The following is an 18,214-nucleotide window of genomic DNA, read 5'->3' on the forward strand; positions in this document are numbered from 1 at the left end:
AGTTAAATCTTTTCCGGCGTTTCCAAGCCGATCAGCGCAAGCCCGTTGCGGAGCGTGATCTGCACGCACTTGACCAAAGCCAGGCGGGCGTTCCGCAGTTCGATGTCATCCACCAGAATAGGGCAACCGTGGTAAAACCGGTTGAACGCCTGGCAGACGTCGATGACATAGCGGCTGATAATGGAAGGCTCCAACTTCTCCATCGCCTGCTCCACTCGTTCGCCGAAGCGAGCCAGTTCGGAAAGAACCCCTTGGGCTTCCGGGTTTTGCAGCAGCGCCGGATTCAAAGTCGCGGCGGTTACGCCTGCCGGCAGATCGATGCTCTCGCCGTTCCCGGCTTTCCGCAGCACGCTGCAAGCGCGGGCATGGGTGTATTGAGCATAAGGGCCGGTCTCGCCGTCAAAGTTGAGAGCTTCCTCCCAGGAAAAGACGACGTCTTTGATCCGGTTGGAGTACAGATCGTTGAAAATAATGGCACCGACGCCCACCTGACGGGCGACTTCGTCTTTATTTTCCAGATTGGCGTTCTTCGTTTCGATGATCTCTCTCGTCTTGGCGATGGCTTGGTTAAGCAGATCCTCCAGCATGACGACATTGCCTTTACGGGTAGACAAGCTAGCTCCTTCCAGGCTAACTTGGCCAAAGGGCACGTGAATGAGCTGATCGGCCCAATCGTAGCCCATTTTTTCAATGACCTTGAACAGTTGCTGGAAGTGCAGATTTTGTGCGTAGCTGGTCACGTAAAGGGATTTAACGAAATGGTACGTATCCTTGCGGTACAATGCAGCGGCCATATCGCGGGTATGGTACAGCGAGCTGCCGTCTTTTTTCAGCATAAGGGCCGGGGGCATATTGAACTCGTCCAGACGGACGAGCATCGTGCCTTCGTCCTCCTCCAGCAGGTTCAGCTCCTTCATCCGCTCGATGACCGGACCCATTTTATCCATATAGAAGCTCTCGCCGGTGAAGGCGTCAAAGCTGACGTTCAGCAGGCTGTATATCTTTTCGAATTCCTTCAGGCTGATGTCGACGAACCACTGCCACAGCTTGAAGGCTTCCGCATCTCCCCGTTCCAGACTGGTAAACCAGGCGCGAGCTTCGTCCTCCAAAGCAGGCTCTTTCTCCGCTTGCTCATGGAAATAGACATACAGGCGCAGCAGTTCGGTAATCCCCTCGGCCTCTACCTTTTCGGCGTTGCCCCATTTTTGATAAGCGACGATCAGCTTACCGAATTGGGTGCCCCAATCTCCCAAATGATTGACGCCTACGACGTTGAACCCAAGGAAAGCGTGGATTTTCCGCAGCGCGTTACCGATCACAGTGGACCGTAGGTGCCCGATATGGAATGGCTTCGCAATATTCGGAGACGAATAGTCGATGACGACGCTTTGACCTTTGCCGATATCCGCTGAGCCGTACGTATCCCCCGCAGACAAAATATCACCGATCAGATCGACGGCGAATTTGCTTTTGTCCAAAAACAGGTTCAAATATCCGGAAACGGCTTCCGCCCGTTCAAAAGCATCCTCGGAAAACTGTTCCTTCAAGCCTTCGGCAATCGCCTGGGGAGCCTTTCTTAAGGCTTTGCTCAGCTTAAAGCAAGGCATGGACAGGTCGCCCATTTCCGGGTTGGGAGGATACTCCAGCAGGCCGAATACGTCTTCCTCGGAAACGCCCTCCAGCGTATTTGCGATGGCGGCGGCGGCCAGTTTTTTATAACGGATCATCGTAAATTCTCCTTTTGCGATCATATGGACAAAGATCATATTTAGAAACAAAACACCCCGAAATGGGGTGCTTATTGGATATGTACATAAGCATGCAGGCGAAGTGCCGAACGGAACCGAAGGGCACCTTGAACCTGTCGATTCTTCGTTAAATCATACCATCCGCTCTTTAGGGTTGTCAAATTCAAGCTACAGCACGATCAGGATGATTTATTCGATATTCAAATCGTTAAGATAACAGATCGGTATTTCTCTTCTTTCTCTGGCTGCTTTATTGTAAATAGTGCAGAGTGGCAATATAGAGGAAGCGGGCGTAAAACATGATGATTTTTTTGTTTACAAGGATAAGAAATAAAGAGAGATTTGGTTTTCTGCTAGGATTAGGCATCACTCTGGTCCTGGCCATAGCAGCCAAATGCATCGCAAAACTGCCCTTCATGAGCATCATGGGGCAGCTGGTCATCGCCATTTTGCTTGGTATGGCTTATCGGGCCGGCATCGGCGTACCGCAACAAACGGCGGCTGGAGCTTCTTTTTCCAGCAAAAAGTTCCTCCGTCTCGGTATCATCCTGTTGGGTTTGCGATTGAACTTGTTAGATATCGTTCATGCCGGCCCAAAGGTTTTCCTGCTGGCGGTCTTCAACATCTGTTTTGCTATTTTTACGATTCATCTTCTATCCAAATGGTTTAAGGTGGAAAAGAAGCTGGGTCTCTTGGCTGCATGCGGAACCGCCATTTGCGGAGCTGCCGCCGTTGTTGCCATCGCCCCGCAAATAAAAGCGGATGACGACGAGACTGCCTTAGCCGTCGCCACGGTGGCGATACTCGGGACGATTTTCACCTTAGCCTATACGTTTTTATATCCTTACTTAGGATTCAGTCCGGACAGCTACGGTATTTTCGCCGGAGCGACTCTTCATGAGATCGCTCACGTCATTGCCGCTGCAGCTCCCGGCGGACAAACCGCCGTCGACCTTGCCGTTATCGTTAAGCTTACACGCGTCGTCATGCTCGTCCCGATTGCCATCGTCATCGGAATCCAGTCGGATCGAAAACAAAGGCGCGGAACCAAAGAAGATTCCGGAACAAAAGAAACTCAAAAAAACCTCCCAATCCCTTGGTTTATTATTGGGTTTCTGGCTATGAGCGGTATCAACACCATTGCGATCATCCCTTCCGGCTGGACGGCCCATCTCATTGACGCAGCCTACATGCTCATCGCCATGGCTATGGCGGGACTCGGGCTGGGTGTTAATCTCCGGACTATCCGTCAACTGGGCATGAGGGCTTTTGCCGCCGCCGGCATCGGGTCGGTTCTCTTGTCTCTGCTCGGTTTTTTGTTGATCCATTTTTTCATCTTATAATGAACGCATAAAAACCAGGGAGACGTGCAGCACCGCACGCCTCCCTTCTATTTGATCCTCTAGATCTCAGCTAAAGACAGAACCTCTCTCCTGACGTTCTCGCCTTCCACATACAAGACTTTACTTTCAAGTCCCGCGACGTCGCGCAGACGGATCGACACCGTTTTTTCGGATCCGGCATCCATTTCGAAATAATTGTCGCTGTATTCCGCGCGAGTGTCTAAAATGTTCAGCCGGACATTGCGGGCATAAAAATCCGTCTGCAACCGCAATACGATTTCATTGCCGCTTCTTTTGCCGTAGACGATTTTAAGACCCGAATCCACCAACCGAAGCTTGTTGATCTCATGAATGTCGGTGAAGAAGTACCGGTTTTCAATAATGCCCCGATCTGTGATGAATTCCATTTTGATATATTCGCTGTATGGGTCCTCTGCCCTGAATTCATCGGCGGAAAGACTGCAAAGCCGCGTCACACTGTCCCGATCAGCCGTACGCTCCCATTCCTTCACGGCAATAACATTCCCTGAAAAATCCCGATGAGAGACGACCAGCTTGCCTTTGATATCCTCCACCAACTCGCTGCATGCATAAACGTCAAAGCCGGAATCGGTTTCGTCGCATATGACGATCAGGTCGTCGTAGGCTCTGCGAGTATAGTAATAAGTCATTTTCGGCTTTTTGTACATGTCGACGGTAGCCATATGGGACGGGAAAAGGTAGTCATTGGTTCTATCGGCTATAGGATCGTTCAGCTTCCAATACAGCGTGCCCCCGCAAGTCCATTTCAGACTGCGAAAGTACTCGAGCCAGTACTTCAGTGCCATGGCATTGTAGACTTGGCTGTAATAGATGGTTTTTTCGTGATCGACATTTTCCATATAATCTTTGGTAAAAGGAAGGAATTCGATTAGCTCGTCCCGATGATGGATAGGTTCCCGCAAGAAGTTGAACTTGTAAAAGGTATCTTTTTCGGGCAGGCTGATGAAGCCGAATTCGCTCATGAACCGAGGTTTGTAACTCTTTATTCGCTTGTAATAATGATAACCGTAATGCCGTTTGCCGTTGATACCCGGATCTGCCGCCATGATATAGAGGTGGGTATCACCTTGATAGGGCGAATTGGGGTTGTCACCGCCTTTAAACGATTCGTCCGGACTGCTGGGAGACGAAGGAAAGTATATCCGGTGCGGATCCAGTCTCCGGCATGCCTCATCGATCACGATATAGCTTGGTTTATCGTTTTGGAATTCATAGGGTCTGCCTGCCCATCCGTAAGCTTGGCCATTCTCATTGTCGCCGGTCCAAATGGCAATCGATGTGTAGTTTCGATATTCTTTTAGCACATATTCCGCTTCCACGGCGACATTTTGGAGAAACTCATCGTTTTGTGGATAGATGCCGCAGGCAAGCATAAAGTCATGCCAGATCAGGATACCGGATTCATCGCAAAGCTCGAACATTCTATGGCTCTCGTAGATACCGCCGCCCCAAATTCGCAGCATGCTGATATTGCCTTCTATCGCGTAATCAATCAGCTCCTCGTAGTCTTGATCGGTGATATCCGTATATATCACACGAGCCGGTACCCAGTTCGCGCCTCGGATAAAGAGCCGTTTCCCGTTGACGGCGAAGATGAACGACTTACCATCGGTTTGATTTTCCTGAATGATTTCAATGGTGCGAATGCCGAATTTTTGGCGTTTCTCTTGAATGACCTTCCCGTTCTTTTTCAGCAATAGTTGAAAATCGTACAATTCAGGCTTTCCGTAAGGCCGTGGCCACCAGAGGGATGGATTTTCAACCGGTATCTCCAACGATTCGAAATCGGCAAAGCTGCCTTCCCTGACGAACACTTCCTGGGAATCCTTAACCAAGCGAACCGTCAGCGTGTAATCCTCCAAATCGCTGGTTCCGGCATCCGGCTCTACCTCAAGACCGATTGAGGCAGATCCGCCTTCGATCTTCTTAGTGTATAAGTAATAGGAATCGATTTGCGCATCGTTCAAGGAATGGATGACCACATCCTTCCAGATCCCCGCAGTCACGCAGCGACCGACGAAATCCCAGCCGTAATTCATCTGAGCTTTGCGTGCCATGATACGATCGCTATCGGTAATGGAAAAGATGCCTTTTTGATCCATCTGCTCCACGTATTTTACTGCTGAATAGAATCGAACCACGATTACGTTCCTAGCCCCATACTTCAAAACGTCTGCAATATCCGTCACGTGCGGGATGTGCATGTTTTGGCCGGATCCAATCTTCGCTCCATTCAGGTAGATGTCGCAGAAGGTATCAAGTCCCTTGAACTCCAAATTCACTCTTTCCGCTTTCCAAGCTGTATCGGCAAAAAATTCTTTATAGTAGACCCAATCCGCTTCCTCGATCCATTTCTCTTCATCCGGATCCTTGGAGTAAACATGTCCCCGAATGATGCCGGCTTTTCGGAGAGTTGCGTGAATCTCCTCCGGTACCTGGGCGTCAAGCCAGCCCTCCGGCACGAAACTATTGTCAAGGATGTCAGCCAATTGTCCATTATAGGGAATATGGCTTACTTTCCATTCTCCGTTTAATGATATCTGCATGACGCTATCCCTCCAGGGTGTATTTTCGAACCATCCGTTCCAGCTCTTCACTAATCTCGCATTGATCGAAGTGGAAGGATTCGGGGAGACGATAAGCCTCTTCCCATGGCAGTTCTTGAAGAAACGGCTTCAAGTTTTGCTCCACGCAAATCACCTGCATAATGGAGCGCATTCGGAATTGCAAGGGATAGCGGAACTCCTCGGAAATGGGCTTGAAGTAGGTATTGGCCATGTAATCAACCAGCGCTTCGCCCATCGCCTGCTCCTCTTGTTGGTTCCACACCTGCCGAATCCGGCCGGTCAATTGCCGCCAAGGCGTCTCTTCCTTGGGGTATACAAACCCCATGCAAGCCGAATCTTTGTACGTCCACAAAGCCCAAGATACTTCGTTTATCTCGCATTGCTCCACCATGTCTTCGATGATGCCGACCTGAAATGGAATCATGTCCGGGTTCAAATCGAGGCCAAACTCGCCGCACCACACCGGGCGCTTATACTTGCTGCGGATCGCCAAAAGTTTATCGAAGCTTATCTTGAAAATCTCCTTGCGCCGCCGCCTGTCCATTTCGGGTGAAAGTACTGCCGGTTCATCTACGAAGGGATAGAAGTGAAACTCGTAAGCTACCTGAGGATCCTCCACCGGTTCGATCATGGAAAAGTCAGTGGTAAACCGGTTTCCTTCGATGAAAATAATATGGTGCGGGTCATTTTTGCGGATTTCTGCAATCACTTTGCGGTAAAACTCGTTGAACACCTTGGCGTCCTTAACGAGAGAAGGCTCATTCACAATGTCATAAGCCGCTACCCAAGGGTTTTTCCGGTAGTGTCTAGCGATATGGCCCCATAGGCCGATTGCGGTGTCCCGCAAAGCGCTATACTCCCAGAACAGCGGCAGTCCGCTGTTGGTGTCGCAGTGCCAATCGGGGTTTTGCCCCCCCGGTACGCAGTGCATATCCAAAATCGCGTAGATCCCGTATTTTTCACACAGCGAGACAACATGGTCCAAATATACGAAACCTTGTTCATTGTACTGTTCAGGGTTTTGGTCATCGAGAAAATACTTATAATTGAAGGCAATTCGCAGGGAGTTTACGCCCAAACTTTTCAAATAGGCAAAATCGCGTTCATCCACAAATTCCAGCAAAAACCGGTCAAAAAACTTGTCGCTCCGCTCCTTGCCGTAGACATCAGCGAAAGCCTGTTTGATCATCGAATCCGTGCCTGCTAAACCGATCATGAAGTGCTCCAGATTCATCCATGTGCCCAATCCGAATCCCCGAAAGAGCAGCTTCTTGCCGTTTACTGTGAAATCCTCTCCGTTCACTTGCACGAAATTTGATATGTTTGTCATTTGGATCTCTCCTATCGGAAGGGCTCTAGTTTTTCATGCCGGTTGTGGCGACTCCTTGAATAAAAAACCGTTCGCCAACAAGAAACACTACCATCATTGGGATAGTAGCTAGCACCGTCCCGGCCATCAGCAGACCGTAATCCATCGTATGTTCTGTCTGGAAGAGCTTCAAGCCAAGCTGCAGCGTCTTCAACGAATCGTTCTGGATATAAATAAGCGGTGCCAAATAGTCGTTCCACATAAACGTAAACGTGAAGATCGCCAGCGTAGATATGGCTGCTTTGGATAGCGGCATAATAATACGCCAGTACACGCCCCACTCGGTCATCCCGTCAATACGCGCCGCTTCGCTCAATTCCGTGGGCAGAGACATGAAAAATTGCCGCAGCAAAAAGATGCCGAAACCGCTGAACACCTGCACAAGAATGTAGCCCGTATGGGTATCATAGAGTCCCAAGCTGCGGACGATATTGAACTGGGGTACCATGATCGAGTGCCATGGCATCATCAGATTGGTCATGAACAACAGAAAGACAGTGTTCTTGAACGGAACCTTCAGCTTGGCGAAGGCATAGGCAGCCATAGAACAGACAAGCACTTGCAGCGCCGTAATGATAACAGCCAGCTTGAAGGTGTTGAAAAAAAACCGACCGAAAGGAATGGCTGTCCAAACTTCCTTATAATTCTCCAGATACAACGAGCTGGGGATCCAGTTCATCGGATTTTTAAATAAATCCACATCCGTTCGCAAGGATGCGGAGATCATCCAAAGGAAAGGAAACAATGCCGCGATGGAACAAGCGATGAGCAGGACCATCAAGAGAGAATAGAGAATTTTTCCCTTTCTCGTCCTTCCAAGGGTGCTTTGCATAGCGCTTCTCTCCTCTCTAATAGGTCACCCATTTTTTCTCCATACGGAACTGAATGATGGATATGATCATGATGATCGCAAACAGCACGATAGACATGGCTGAAGCATAGCCCATTTTATAGTTGATGAACGCTTCCTGGTAAATGCGGAAAACGAGCACGTTGGTAGATCGTCCCGGACCACCGTCGGTCATCACCGACACGAGATCAAATACCTGGAATGAATTGATGATAGTGAGAATGACGACCATGAACAATGTCGGGGATAGGCTGGGCAGTGTAATCGAATAAAAACGCCTGATCGGCCCGGCGCCGTCTATTTTGGCCGACTCGTACAGATATTCCGGAATGCCCTGGATGCCTGCCAGCAAAATGATCATATAATAGCCGAAACTCTTCCATGCCGCGACGAGCACGACGGCGATGAGTGCCCAACGGGAGGACATCAGCCATTCCGGCGGATTTGCCATTCCTATTGTTTTAAGGATCTGGTTGATCGGCCCGCGGATCGGGTTCAAGAGCAGCCCCCAAACGATAGCTATGGAAACCATGGATGTAATTTGGGGAAAATAAAACGCCATCCGCAAATATTTCTTCAGGTGAAGGACGCCGTTCAGTGCAATGGCCGAAAGCAAAGCTAGCACCAGAGTCAAAGGCACGAACAGTACAGTATAGAGCAGGTTGTTCTTAAGTGAGATTTTAAAATAATCGTCCTTCCACATATCCAAATAATTATCGAAACCGATAAAGTTGGGCTTGATATTGAAGCCGCCGTAATCGGTGAATCCGAGGTACAAACCGTATAACAGCGGAGCAAAGATAAATAGTGCAAAAAGAATCAAAGCAGGAAGGATGAATAATGTCCCGATTGCATATTCCCTGTTTCTGCCGAGAAGCTTGAGCATCGAACATCAACTCCAGGTGGCTATCCCCGGCGGGAAAATCGGCCGCCATCGCCATTTGCGGCTTGCGGCGACCGACTCCGGTTGCTGCCGTTATTTTTTTAGAATACTGTCCCGTTGAGTAACGAAATTATGGATCGTCTTGTCTACATCCTGCTCCTGGAACAGGAAGAGATCCCTTTGCTCCATATAGGCCGTATTTACTTGATCGATTTGGGGAATCGGTTGATTGTCGATAACCGTATTTGCTTCAAAGAAGGCTCCGCTGCCTTGAAGGCCAGTTGCGGCAAGGAACGCTTTTTTCGTCTTGTCGTTGGAATATGCCGGCAGCACGCTGGAGTTAGCCATGATCAACTCCCCTTCTTCGCCTGCGGCAAATTGCACGAATTTGAAGGCGGCGTCCTGCTTCTTGCTGTTCGGATTGATCCCCATGAACGTGCTTAGGCCGCCGACGGAAGTCGGTTCCGCCGCCCCTTCGGGCTGCGGCATCACCGTCATGTCAAAGTTGATATTCGTCTTGCCTACCTCGATGTCCGCTTTCAGCATGTTGATGGTCCATTCGCCATTGACGAGCATGGCGACGTTGCCGCTTTCAAACTGCTTCAACCAATCGACGCTTTCTGCTTTCATTTGCTTATAGCTCATATGGGATTGATCTTTGTAAAAAATGCGGTCCTGGAAGTTGAGCCATTCCTTCACGTTGTCCAGGTTATCGTCGAGGATCGTGCTTCCCTTCTGAATGGCTTCCAGCGGGAAGAAGATCCAATCCGCATAGAATCCGCCCCATTGCTTGTCCGCTCCATCTCCCTTGGTCAACTGCTTAGCCAAATCCGCATATTGGTCCCAAGTCAATTGTTTCGGATATGCAATACCCGCCTTGTCAAGAATATCTTTGTTGTAGAACAGCGCATAAGCGGATGTTCGGTAAGGCAGTGCATAATACTTGCCGGCCGTAAGGGTACCCGTTATATCTTGAAGAATGGGTCCGTATGCACCGACGTCAAGGTTAGCCTGCTTGATCCGGTCGCTGATGTCGAGCAACTGTTTTTTTGAATAGTAGAGGCTGAGTCCGGCGCTTCCGTTGATGCTGTAGACGTCCACCGTCGAGCCGCTGGACAAGTTGAGCATCATCTTCGTATTGTATTCGTCGGAAGCATTGCTGATGGTATTCATGTGAACCTGCACATCGCTATTCGCCGCATTGAAAGCGTCCACAATCTTTTGCATGTAGCTTGCTTCATCGGTCCAGGTATAATATTCCAAAGTGACCTTTTCGCCGCCGCCCTGCGCACTTTGTTCGTCGGTTTTGGCTCCGGAAGCACAGCCCGCCATGATCATCGCAATAGCGGAAGTCGCGGCAATCGCCGCAGGCCATTTTCTTTTTCTCATGTTAACCCCTCCTGATTTGGTGATGTCACCATCGTAACGGAAGAATGCAATCCGCAGAAGGTTGATCTTTCATCAACGGTTAGCGACTGGGATACGAGATGATGATATGACCCATCCACAATTACCCGAGATCCCGCAATCTTTTGTTGTAATGTTTCCAAAAATAGAGTTTATGAAATTTCAACCTTCCTTTCTCAAGACAGGAGAATTACAATAAATGAAATTGGGCATTAATAGGCAGCCTGATTCAAAGGATTGAGCATCCATGTTTATCTTCTCGATGTTCGTTTTGTTTATCGCGATTGCCATCTTCTGTCTCACCCAGCAAAAATATACCAGGGCGACTCTATTCATGCTGTTCATGGGGTTGTCTTTTTTGCTTGTCGTCAGCGATATCATCACGTACATGGCCAAAGACGCCTATAATTACGGCAGCTTATACGATTACTTCGGAGTCAGCCGGAAAGTCCAAAACCAGTTGATGTTCCTACCCGTTACCCGTTACACGCTCATTCGCATTCATACCCTTTTCTCAGTGTCGTTTCTCTATACCGGGCTGTGCTCGGCTATATTTTTCGCCTTCAACGGGATCCGGAAATGGAACCGGCTTATCCTGCTTCTCTTGGCGGTGCCCTGCGTGGTACAAGTCATAGCGTACGACCCCGCCTTTTATACTCGCCTGTATTTCAGGCTTTATCCTGCTTTCGTATCGTCCCGGCAATTCATTGCCACTTATGAGTCGTTTCACCGGATATCCTTAATTCTCAATACACTGTACATCGTCGCGGGAAGCGCCCTACTCCTATACGCGCTGTTCGACGCGCCGAAAATGCGCCAAATCCGCAGCAATATCGCGATGATTCTCATCAGCTTCCTGTCGCTTCAAGGCATGTACTACTACATCAACTTCTGGGCGCCGGACGTTATGATCAACGTTTCGAAAGCGGCGAACTTCATCCGTTTCAAGCCGATCAATCTGGTGGGCAACCCGTCCATGTACGCGCTGCTTCCTTATATCTCAGCCTTTTGCTTGTTTATCAGCCTTTACGGCATCTATAAGTACGCCCGAATCCAAAACCGGATCAAAAACCAGGAAGCCGTCATTTCCCGTAATATTGACTCCGCGGTGCTGACCTCCCGGGTGTTCAGCCATTACATGAAAAATGAATTGCTTGCAATCATGGCGCAAACGGAATTTATCGAGGACATGTGCAAGGAGTCCCCCGCCGTAGTAGAGGAGATCCATGTCATCGAGCAGCGCTGCCGCAATATCTATGACCGGCTGGATGTCATCCATCAGAAAACCTTAAGGTCCAGAATGGAGCTGCAGCCCGTCTCTCTCCACGAGCTAATTGAGAAAGCCCTCGGGGAGTTGACCGTGGAGCTGAAGCAAATGTACGTTCACTATGAGCGAAGCCCGCAGCAGTTGATGATCATGGCCGACCCGGAATACTTCACCCAGGTTATAGAGAATCTTCTGTCCAATGCCGCGGACGCTTTGAAGCATGTTCCTGAGAAATCGAGAAGGATTGATGTGGAGACCAACGTCAAAAACAAATGGGTGGAGCTTACCGTGCGGGATAACGGAATAGGCATTGCCAATGAACATCTGGAAGAGATTTTCCAGCCCTTCTTCTCTTCCAAGCCTACCGCTACAAACTGGGGAATCGGCCTGTCTCTATGCCATGCCATCATCTCGACCCATGGGGGAAGAATCACTGCGGCCAGCAAAAAAGGGGAAGGCAGTTCATTCCATATCGTCATGCCGCTCTTTCGGACGATCAAGAATTAGGGGGATGAAACGAAGTGAGCGACGTTATCAAAGTGCTTATCGTGGAAGACGACAACTTAATCGCCAAGCGTTATCAAATGATCCTCGGCAAAGACCCGCAAATCGAGTTTATAGGCAGAGCTGCTAGCGGGTACGAAGGGACGATGCTTGCCGCGCTATATCGGCCAGATATCATCCTGATGGACATCGAGTTGGAAGACAAAGAAGCCGGACTCAGGGCCGCTTCCGAAATTTTAACCTATATGCCCGATATCAAGATTCTGATGCTCACCGTCTGCGAGACGGACGATATGGTGTTTCGTGCCTTTGAAATGGGCGTAACTAATTACTTGTTGAAGAACATGTCGGCAGATGCGATTCTCGACTCCGTCAAGGATGCCTATTACGGCATGCCTTCGCTCCATGCCAACATCGCCGGCAAGATCACCCGGGAATTCAAACGAATCAAGACGGTGGAGGACAGCTTGCTTCGCAACTTCCATCGCTTGACCATGCTGACCCCGACGGAATTGGAGGTGCTGGACCTGCTGATGAAGGATTATACCCGCAGCGAAATTTGTAAGCAGCGCCATGTGGAGCCTTCCACATTGAAGTCGCAAATCCACAGCATTATTAAGAAATTTGAAAAAGACAGTGTACAGGATGTGATCGCTATCCTTCGTGAACTGCACATCCCCGAGATCCTGGCTCAGCGGAAAGGGAGTCTTCCGATGTCCGGTGACTCGGGTTCGGGTCTTGAAACCTAATAAACGTGGCCAAACCAAAAAAAGACAGGATATCTTGCGGGGATGATCCCATAAGATTTTCCTGTCTTTTTATGAACATATGTCCCTTTCATCGAAATACTCTTGTCACATGCCCTCCGCAGCCGCATTCGTCGACATAACGCACTTCCCTTACCGCGATGCGCTCCTCACTTAGCCTGCTCATCAGTTTGGGAATGAAATCATCCAGCGGATTTCCGAAGCAGCCAGGGGTTATCAGATTGACATAATAGCCGGAAGCCGTACTCTTCACCGCATCCAGAGCGGCAGGGATGAGCTCGAGCGGATTTTGTTCGTAATAGTCATCCTCCAAATTGATGGACCAGTCGTTAGCTTTTATTTTCCGAATCACTTCCACTTCATCATTCCTCCTTTACCCGCATTCTTTTTGACCCATTTCAGCATCGGTAGACCAATTGATGTTTTGGAATCAATGAAACTACCTAATATTTTGAGTATTTTATTCAGTTTTAAGATAACTGATAATACTTCAAGATCGTCTTCCACATACAGACTGGCTGGCGGCAAGTTCCCACTAAGAGAGGAGATTGTTATGAGAGTTTGCGTTTATTGATACTCAACTGTCTAATAACTGGATTGTTCAGCGCCACACTAATCAATGCTTTTACTCTGGTCCCTACGATCAAACCTATAAAATCCAAGAAGACAAGGAGCGACACGGATGACACCGAATATTGAAATCGTAAAAGAAGAGGTTTTATCTAACAATTGGTACGTGTTAAAGAAGATGACCTTCAAGTATCAAAAAGGCGACGGCAGTTGGGAAACGCAAGCTAGAGAAGCGTACGACCGAGGCAATGGCGCCACCATTCTGCTGTATAACAGAGAAAAGCAAACCGTCATTTTGACCCGGCAATTTCGGATGCCTACTTTTTTGAATGGAAACAAAACGGGGATGCTGATCGAGGCTTGCGCCGGGCTGCTGGATATGGACTCGCCTGAGGACTGCATTCGCCGCGAAACAGAAGAAGAAACCGGATACCGAGTGACCAACGTTCGCAAGGTTGGAGAAGCTTACATGTCCCCCGGGTCGGTTACGGAAATATTGTATTTCTTTGTAGCGGAATATGCCTCTCATATGCTTACCGGTCATGGCGGAGGCGTAGCTAAAGAACAAGAAGAAATCGAAGTGCTCGAGCTGTCGTTCGGGCAAGCGATGCACATGGTGGAAACCGGCGAGATCCGGGATGCGAAAACAATTATGCTGCTTCAGTACGCCCAACTGCATGGATTACTTCAGCTCGAGAACAAGCCTCAGCATATTTTAATTGCTGGACCTTATCGCTCCAACACTGGAGATGATCCGGTCCTAATCGAGGCCAATATGCGGCTGATGAACGAAACAGCCCTGCGCGTTTATGAAATGGGACATATGCCGGTCCTCGGTGAATGGTACGCCCTTCCACTGATGAAAACGGCTGGGTCGTGCAGAATTGGCGACGAGATATTCGACCGGCTGTTTCACCCATCGGCAGTTCGCCTGTTATCTCATTGCGACGCTGTTCTTAGAATTGGAGGCCCTTCAAAGGGCGCTGATGAAATGGTAGCAATCGCTATAGCCAAAGGAAAAATGATATACCTTGAGCTTGATGATATTCCAGTTCTGGTTTAGTCTTAAGCGACCGGCGAAAGCAATATTTCGCTACAAAAGGGCTGTTCTGAGGAGCTGCAGATAACTCAGAACAGCCCGATTTAGTTCGAGCGGATTTTGTTCGTAGTAGTCATCCTCCATTACCCGTGTTCTTTGTGACTCATTTTAGCATCGGAGGAGTAACGGCTGAGTGACCGGCGTCACCAACTCATGGAATATTACCGCCAAAACAAAAAATACCTTCAGTAAACTGAAGGTATTGATTTTATGTATGGTGCGGTCAAGAGGACTTGAACCTCCACGTCATTGCTGACACTAGAACCTGAATCTAGCGCGTCTGCCAATTCCGCCATGACCGCATTTTGTTTGCCGCTTCACTTGTTACTGTTTGGCGACAAAAAATAATATATCATGAAGAATAGGGACTTGTCAAACATCTTTTTTTCAGCTGATAAATGCAATTGTTTATCATTTTTTCAGAAAAACGTACATTTGTTCTCATTTCACTTGCGGTTGGTAAACATTTGTAATACAATGGAAACAAATATACGAACGGAGGTTCGGCCCATGGCAATGAATGCAATTGATCTCTCCCGCCCCCCTGTCCCAACTGCCGCTGAGAAGCATCTGGTCAAGCAATACGTGCTTCTTCCCGTTTTGCTGACGATTCTGCAGCGGGATATGGATGCCATCGGCCAATCTTCTTTGCGTATCAGTCTCCCCCACATACAAGTCATCCAGCGGATGATGGATTCCATTAAGGAGGATCTCATTCGCGTCAGACAAAGCCTGGGCCGGGCAGGCATCCGCATTTATACGGAGAAGAAGAACGCCAATGGCGTAACTTGCAAGTTCATCTGCCGCGGGTATCATGAAACCGTCGCATTAAGCCGTGAGGATACCCGTTCAGAAGTCAGTAGGATGGCGAACAAATATGCCGGCACCCCTTCATCATCTGCTAGTTAAGGCGTTAAGATTAGCTTTCTTCCCTTGCTCGTCTCCGCCATTCAATCATGTTCCGACAATCCAGGCTTTCTCGCCTCATCCCAAGGCTGGAACGTATAGCTGCGTTCAAGCTTCACCAGCTTGCGATTTTGCTTTCGGATCAGAACATGCTCATCGCCCCAGGCCATGACGATGCCTTTTACATCGTTGGCTTCATCCGCATCCCGAATCACCCGCACCTTTGTCCCTTCCAGGCGGAAACGATCCAATTCTTCGTCGCTGATCATCTATCGCACCCTCCTTGCTCTTTTATCCTTGCTATGTGATGGCTTGTCTTTTCTCAAGCCCCTTCTATTATCCCGTTATCCGCTTAAGCAAGCAAGTTCACTCCGTCGGAATCAAACGAATACATAATTCCTCTCCACACTATGCCATAAATAAATATAACCATTTACGCCCGTTGACTTGGGATCATCCCGTGGTTATGATTGACCTATCCTATACTAAAGGGGAAATTTTGATGTCGGTGCGTACTCTTAACCTGTGAGCTTCATATCGTTGACCTGAATCGTGCGACTGCATTTCCGGCGTAATTAGCTGGGTTTGTTTCCTGTACGCTTCTTTCCGTCAACGTTCACGGTTAAGAACTGCGAACATCACCCCGCCGGGAATCCGCCCGTGGAGATGAAGCCGTGCTGCCGCACGGCTTTTTTATTTCCGCCCGCGTGATTTTTCTCCAGGCAAAGATGACGCTGTCGCGTTCTCTTTGCCTTTTTTCATGCCCAGATTTCAAAACTCAACCATCATTTGAAAGGAGCAAACCCATGAATCCCAATACCCTTGCCAAACTCGATTATGAACGCATCAAAGAAAAACTGCTGGGCTATGCCGTTACCTTCGTCGGCCGGAAACATATTGAACAAATGGAGCCGATGGACCACGCTGTAATGATCCGTCGGAAACTGACAGAATCCGGCGAAGCGCGAGACGTAGCCGCCTCCAGTACCGGTTTGCCGCTACCGACGTTAACCGGCATGGAAGGGCCGCTGGCTCTTCTGGGAAAAGGCTACATTCTGCCAGCCCGAGACTTAGAGGCCATCGCACAGTTCATCCGCAGTTGCGGCCACTGGACGAATTTTATTACGCGCAAAGAAGATATCGCCCCAACTTTATCGGCCTACGTTTACTCCATTCACGATTTAAAACGGTTAATGGAGGACATCGAAGTTTGCATTCGCCAAGGCCAAATTGAAGATATGGCAAGCGCCGAGCTGAACCGGATTCGCAAGCGCATCCGTACTGCAGAAGAGCGGATCAAGCGGAAATTAGACACACTGCTTAGCAAGTACAAAAGCAGCCTGCAAGAAACCATCGTCAGCCAACGTAACGGCCGCTATGTGTTTGCGGTGAAAAAGGAATTCCGTAAGCTGGTGCCTGGCGCCGTACTCGATGAATCCGCCAGCGGCCAGACCGTATTCATTGAGCCCGCCGATTTGGCGGAGCTGCAGTCCGAGCTGGCGGCTCTGCGGGCAGAAGAAACCATCGAAGAGGAAAAAATCTTGACCGAACTGACCGGACAAGTCGAAGAGAATGAAACCGAGCTGAAGATGAATGTGGAGATCATCGGCCATTACGACTTTGTCTTTGCGAAAGGCAAATACGCCCTAAGCATAAATGCACGGGTATGCTCCATTAACGAGGAGGGCCGCATTCACCTGCGACAAGCCGCACATCCTTTCCTTCAGACTAAGCCAGTCCCACTCACCATTGAAATCGGCGGCAACGGGGCAAGCCGCTACCGCTCGCTGATCATAACCGGGCCGAACACAGGAGGCAAAACGGTGGCGTTAAAAACCGTCGGCTTGCTCACGTTAATGGCGCTGTCGGGGATGCCCATTCCAGCTGCGGAGGACAGCAGCGTCCCTGTTTTTTCTAACGTGGAAGTGGACATCGGCGACAATCAAAGCATGGATCAGTCGCTCAGTACTTTCTCGTCCCATATCAAGACCATCATCCGCATGCTGGACTCGGCGGATTCCCGTACCTTGATTCTTATTGACGAATTGGCAACGGGCACCGACCCCGGCGAAGGAATCGGGCTTTCTATCGCGGTATTGGAGGAGCTGTACAGGAAAGGCGCGACGGTTATCGCGACCACCCATTACAACGAAATCAAACAGTTCGCCCAAGTGACGCCCGGATTTGAAAATGCCCGGATGGAATTCGATCTGGAGACGCTCCGCCCTCTTTACCGACTGACCATTGGAGTGGCGGGCAGCAGCTATGCTTTTCATATTGCCGGTAAGCTGGGCATCTCTCCCCGGATCATCGAGAGAGCTCGCAGCATTACGAACAGCCATGTATCGGCGAGTCTGCCAGAGCTGCCCAAAGCGGTTGATCCCAAGGGAGAGTCAACGGATACTGAAAAGTCAGAGAATCGGAACAAGCCACCTATCACCCGCCCCAACCGGAAAGCAGCTGTCCGGCAAGCCGAAAAACGCATCCGCCAAGAAGCGTTACAGGCGCATACCGGCGCAGATCCGGACCTTTTGCCGAAGAATGGCACTCCCCTTACCGGCGGCAGCAACGGCAGCGATGATAGCTCTACGAAAACGTTCAAGGTTGGCGACGTCGTCTTCATTCCTTACCTGAAACGCTCCGGCGTGGTGGTGACGGAAGAAGACAAGAAAGGTGAGCTCATCATCATGGTGCAGAAGCAAAAAATGAAAATTCGCGCCAAGCGCCTGAAGCCGTTTATCGACCGCAAAGAGCTGTATCCGGAGGATTATGATATGGACATCGTCTTCGAAACGAAGGAAAACCGCAAAAAGCGGCATTTGATGAGCCGCAAGCACGCAGATGGCGTCACCATCATCACCCCGGAGCAAGATGAAGAATCATGACCAATAA

General features: G+C 49.4%; 14 protein-coding genes and 1 tRNA gene. 6 read left to right on the forward strand and 9 right to left on the reverse strand.

Annotated elements, in window-relative coordinates:
• Positions 1-2: 2 nt before the first annotated feature.
• Positions 3-1,727: an arginine--tRNA ligase gene (argS, locus tag TJ79_RS17000; RefSeq protein ID WP_040951542.1), complete on the reverse strand. Its 1,725-nt coding sequence runs from the start codon at positions 1,725-1,727 to the stop codon at positions 3-5.
• Between the two features lie 323 nt (positions 1,728-2,050).
• Here argS and TJ79_RS17005 point away from each other — a divergent pair, with 323 nt between their 5' ends.
• Positions 2,051-3,091: a YeiH family protein gene (locus TJ79_RS17005; protein ID WP_155987934.1), complete on the forward strand. Its 1,041-nt coding sequence runs from the start codon at positions 2,051-2,053 to the stop codon at positions 3,089-3,091.
• 59 nt (positions 3,092-3,150) lie between these two features.
• Here the strand turns inward: TJ79_RS17005 and TJ79_RS17010 are convergent, their stop codons facing one another.
• From TJ79_RS17010 to TJ79_RS17030, 5 genes are all read right to left on the reverse strand, one after another.
• Complete coding sequence (locus tag TJ79_RS17010) at positions 3,151-5,679, reverse strand: beta-mannosidase (RefSeq protein ID WP_040951544.1); 2,529 nt, start codon at positions 5,677-5,679, stop codon at positions 3,151-3,153.
• Between the two features lie 4 nt (positions 5,680-5,683).
• A complete protein-coding gene (locus tag TJ79_RS17015) occupies positions 5,684-7,030 on the reverse strand; it encodes a glycoside hydrolase family 5 protein (RefSeq protein WP_052339694.1) in 1,347 nt (448 codons plus the stop codon).
• Between the two features lie 25 nt (positions 7,031-7,055).
• Positions 7,056-7,901 (reverse strand): carbohydrate ABC transporter permease, encoded by an 846-nt coding sequence (locus tag TJ79_RS17020; protein WP_052339695.1) that lies wholly within the window; start codon positions 7,899-7,901, stop codon positions 7,056-7,058.
• A 16-nt stretch (positions 7,902-7,917) separates the two neighbouring features.
• Positions 7,918-8,805 carry a carbohydrate ABC transporter permease gene (locus TJ79_RS17025; RefSeq protein ID WP_040951546.1) on the reverse strand — a complete coding sequence of 296 codons (888 nt, stop codon included), beginning with the start codon at positions 8,803-8,805 and terminating at the stop codon, positions 7,918-7,920.
• A gap of 90 nt (positions 8,806-8,895) precedes the next feature.
• Entirely contained in the window at positions 8,896-10,191 is a 1,296-nt protein-coding gene (locus TJ79_RS17030; RefSeq protein WP_040951547.1) for an ABC transporter substrate-binding protein, read from the reverse strand.
• 280 nt (positions 10,192-10,471) lie between these two features.
• Between TJ79_RS17030 and TJ79_RS17035 the strand changes: the two genes are divergently transcribed.
• Together TJ79_RS17035 and TJ79_RS17040 are read left to right on the forward strand one after the other, a co-directional pair.
• Positions 10,472-11,983, forward strand: a complete 1,512-nt coding sequence (locus TJ79_RS17035; protein ID WP_238323046.1) for a sensor histidine kinase — start codon at positions 10,472-10,474, stop codon at positions 11,981-11,983.
• 14 nt (positions 11,984-11,997) lie between these two features.
• Positions 11,998-12,729, forward strand: a complete 732-nt coding sequence (locus TJ79_RS17040) for a response regulator transcription factor (protein WP_040951549.1) — start codon at positions 11,998-12,000, stop codon at positions 12,727-12,729.
• Positions 12,730-12,817: 88 nt separating this feature from the next.
• On the opposite strand, the gene TJ79_RS17045 is transcribed toward TJ79_RS17040, so the two are convergent.
• Positions 12,818-13,105 (reverse strand): CGCGG family putative rSAM-modified RiPP protein, encoded by a 288-nt coding sequence (locus tag TJ79_RS17045; protein ID WP_081756961.1) that lies wholly within the window; start codon positions 13,103-13,105, stop codon positions 12,818-12,820.
• Positions 13,106-13,429: 324 nt separating this feature from the next.
• Between TJ79_RS17045 and nudK the strand changes: the two genes are divergently transcribed.
• A complete protein-coding gene (gene nudK, locus TJ79_RS17050; protein ID WP_040951550.1) occupies positions 13,430-14,380 on the forward strand; it encodes a GDP-mannose pyrophosphatase NudK in 951 nt (316 codons plus the stop codon).
• Positions 14,381-14,631: 251 nt separating this feature from the next.
• On the opposite strand, the gene TJ79_RS17055 is transcribed toward nudK, so the two are convergent.
• Positions 14,632-14,718, reverse strand: a tRNA-Leu gene (locus TJ79_RS17055).
• A gap of 208 nt (positions 14,719-14,926) precedes the next feature.
• Here TJ79_RS17055 and TJ79_RS17060 point away from each other — a divergent pair.
• Positions 14,927-15,325 (forward strand): YhjD family protein, encoded by a 399-nt coding sequence (locus tag TJ79_RS17060; protein WP_040951551.1) that lies wholly within the window; start codon positions 14,927-14,929, stop codon positions 15,323-15,325.
• Between the two features lie 41 nt (positions 15,326-15,366).
• Here the strand turns inward: TJ79_RS17060 and TJ79_RS17065 are convergent, their stop codons facing one another.
• Positions 15,367-15,591 (reverse strand): hypothetical protein, encoded by a 225-nt coding sequence (locus TJ79_RS17065; protein WP_040951552.1) that lies wholly within the window; start codon positions 15,589-15,591, stop codon positions 15,367-15,369.
• Between the two features lie 537 nt (positions 15,592-16,128).
• On the opposite strand from TJ79_RS17065, the gene TJ79_RS17070 reads away from it, so the two are divergent.
• Complete coding sequence (locus tag TJ79_RS17070; RefSeq protein WP_040951553.1) at positions 16,129-18,207, forward strand: endonuclease MutS2; 2,079 nt, start codon at positions 16,129-16,131, stop codon at positions 18,205-18,207.
• Positions 18,208-18,214 lie beyond the last annotated feature (7 nt).

Origin of the sequence: Gorillibacterium massiliense (assembly GCF_000455485.1) — a bacterium.
In the GTDB taxonomy this organism is placed as follows: domain Bacteria; phylum Bacillota; class Bacilli; order Paenibacillales; family NBRC-103111; genus Gorillibacterium; species Gorillibacterium massiliense.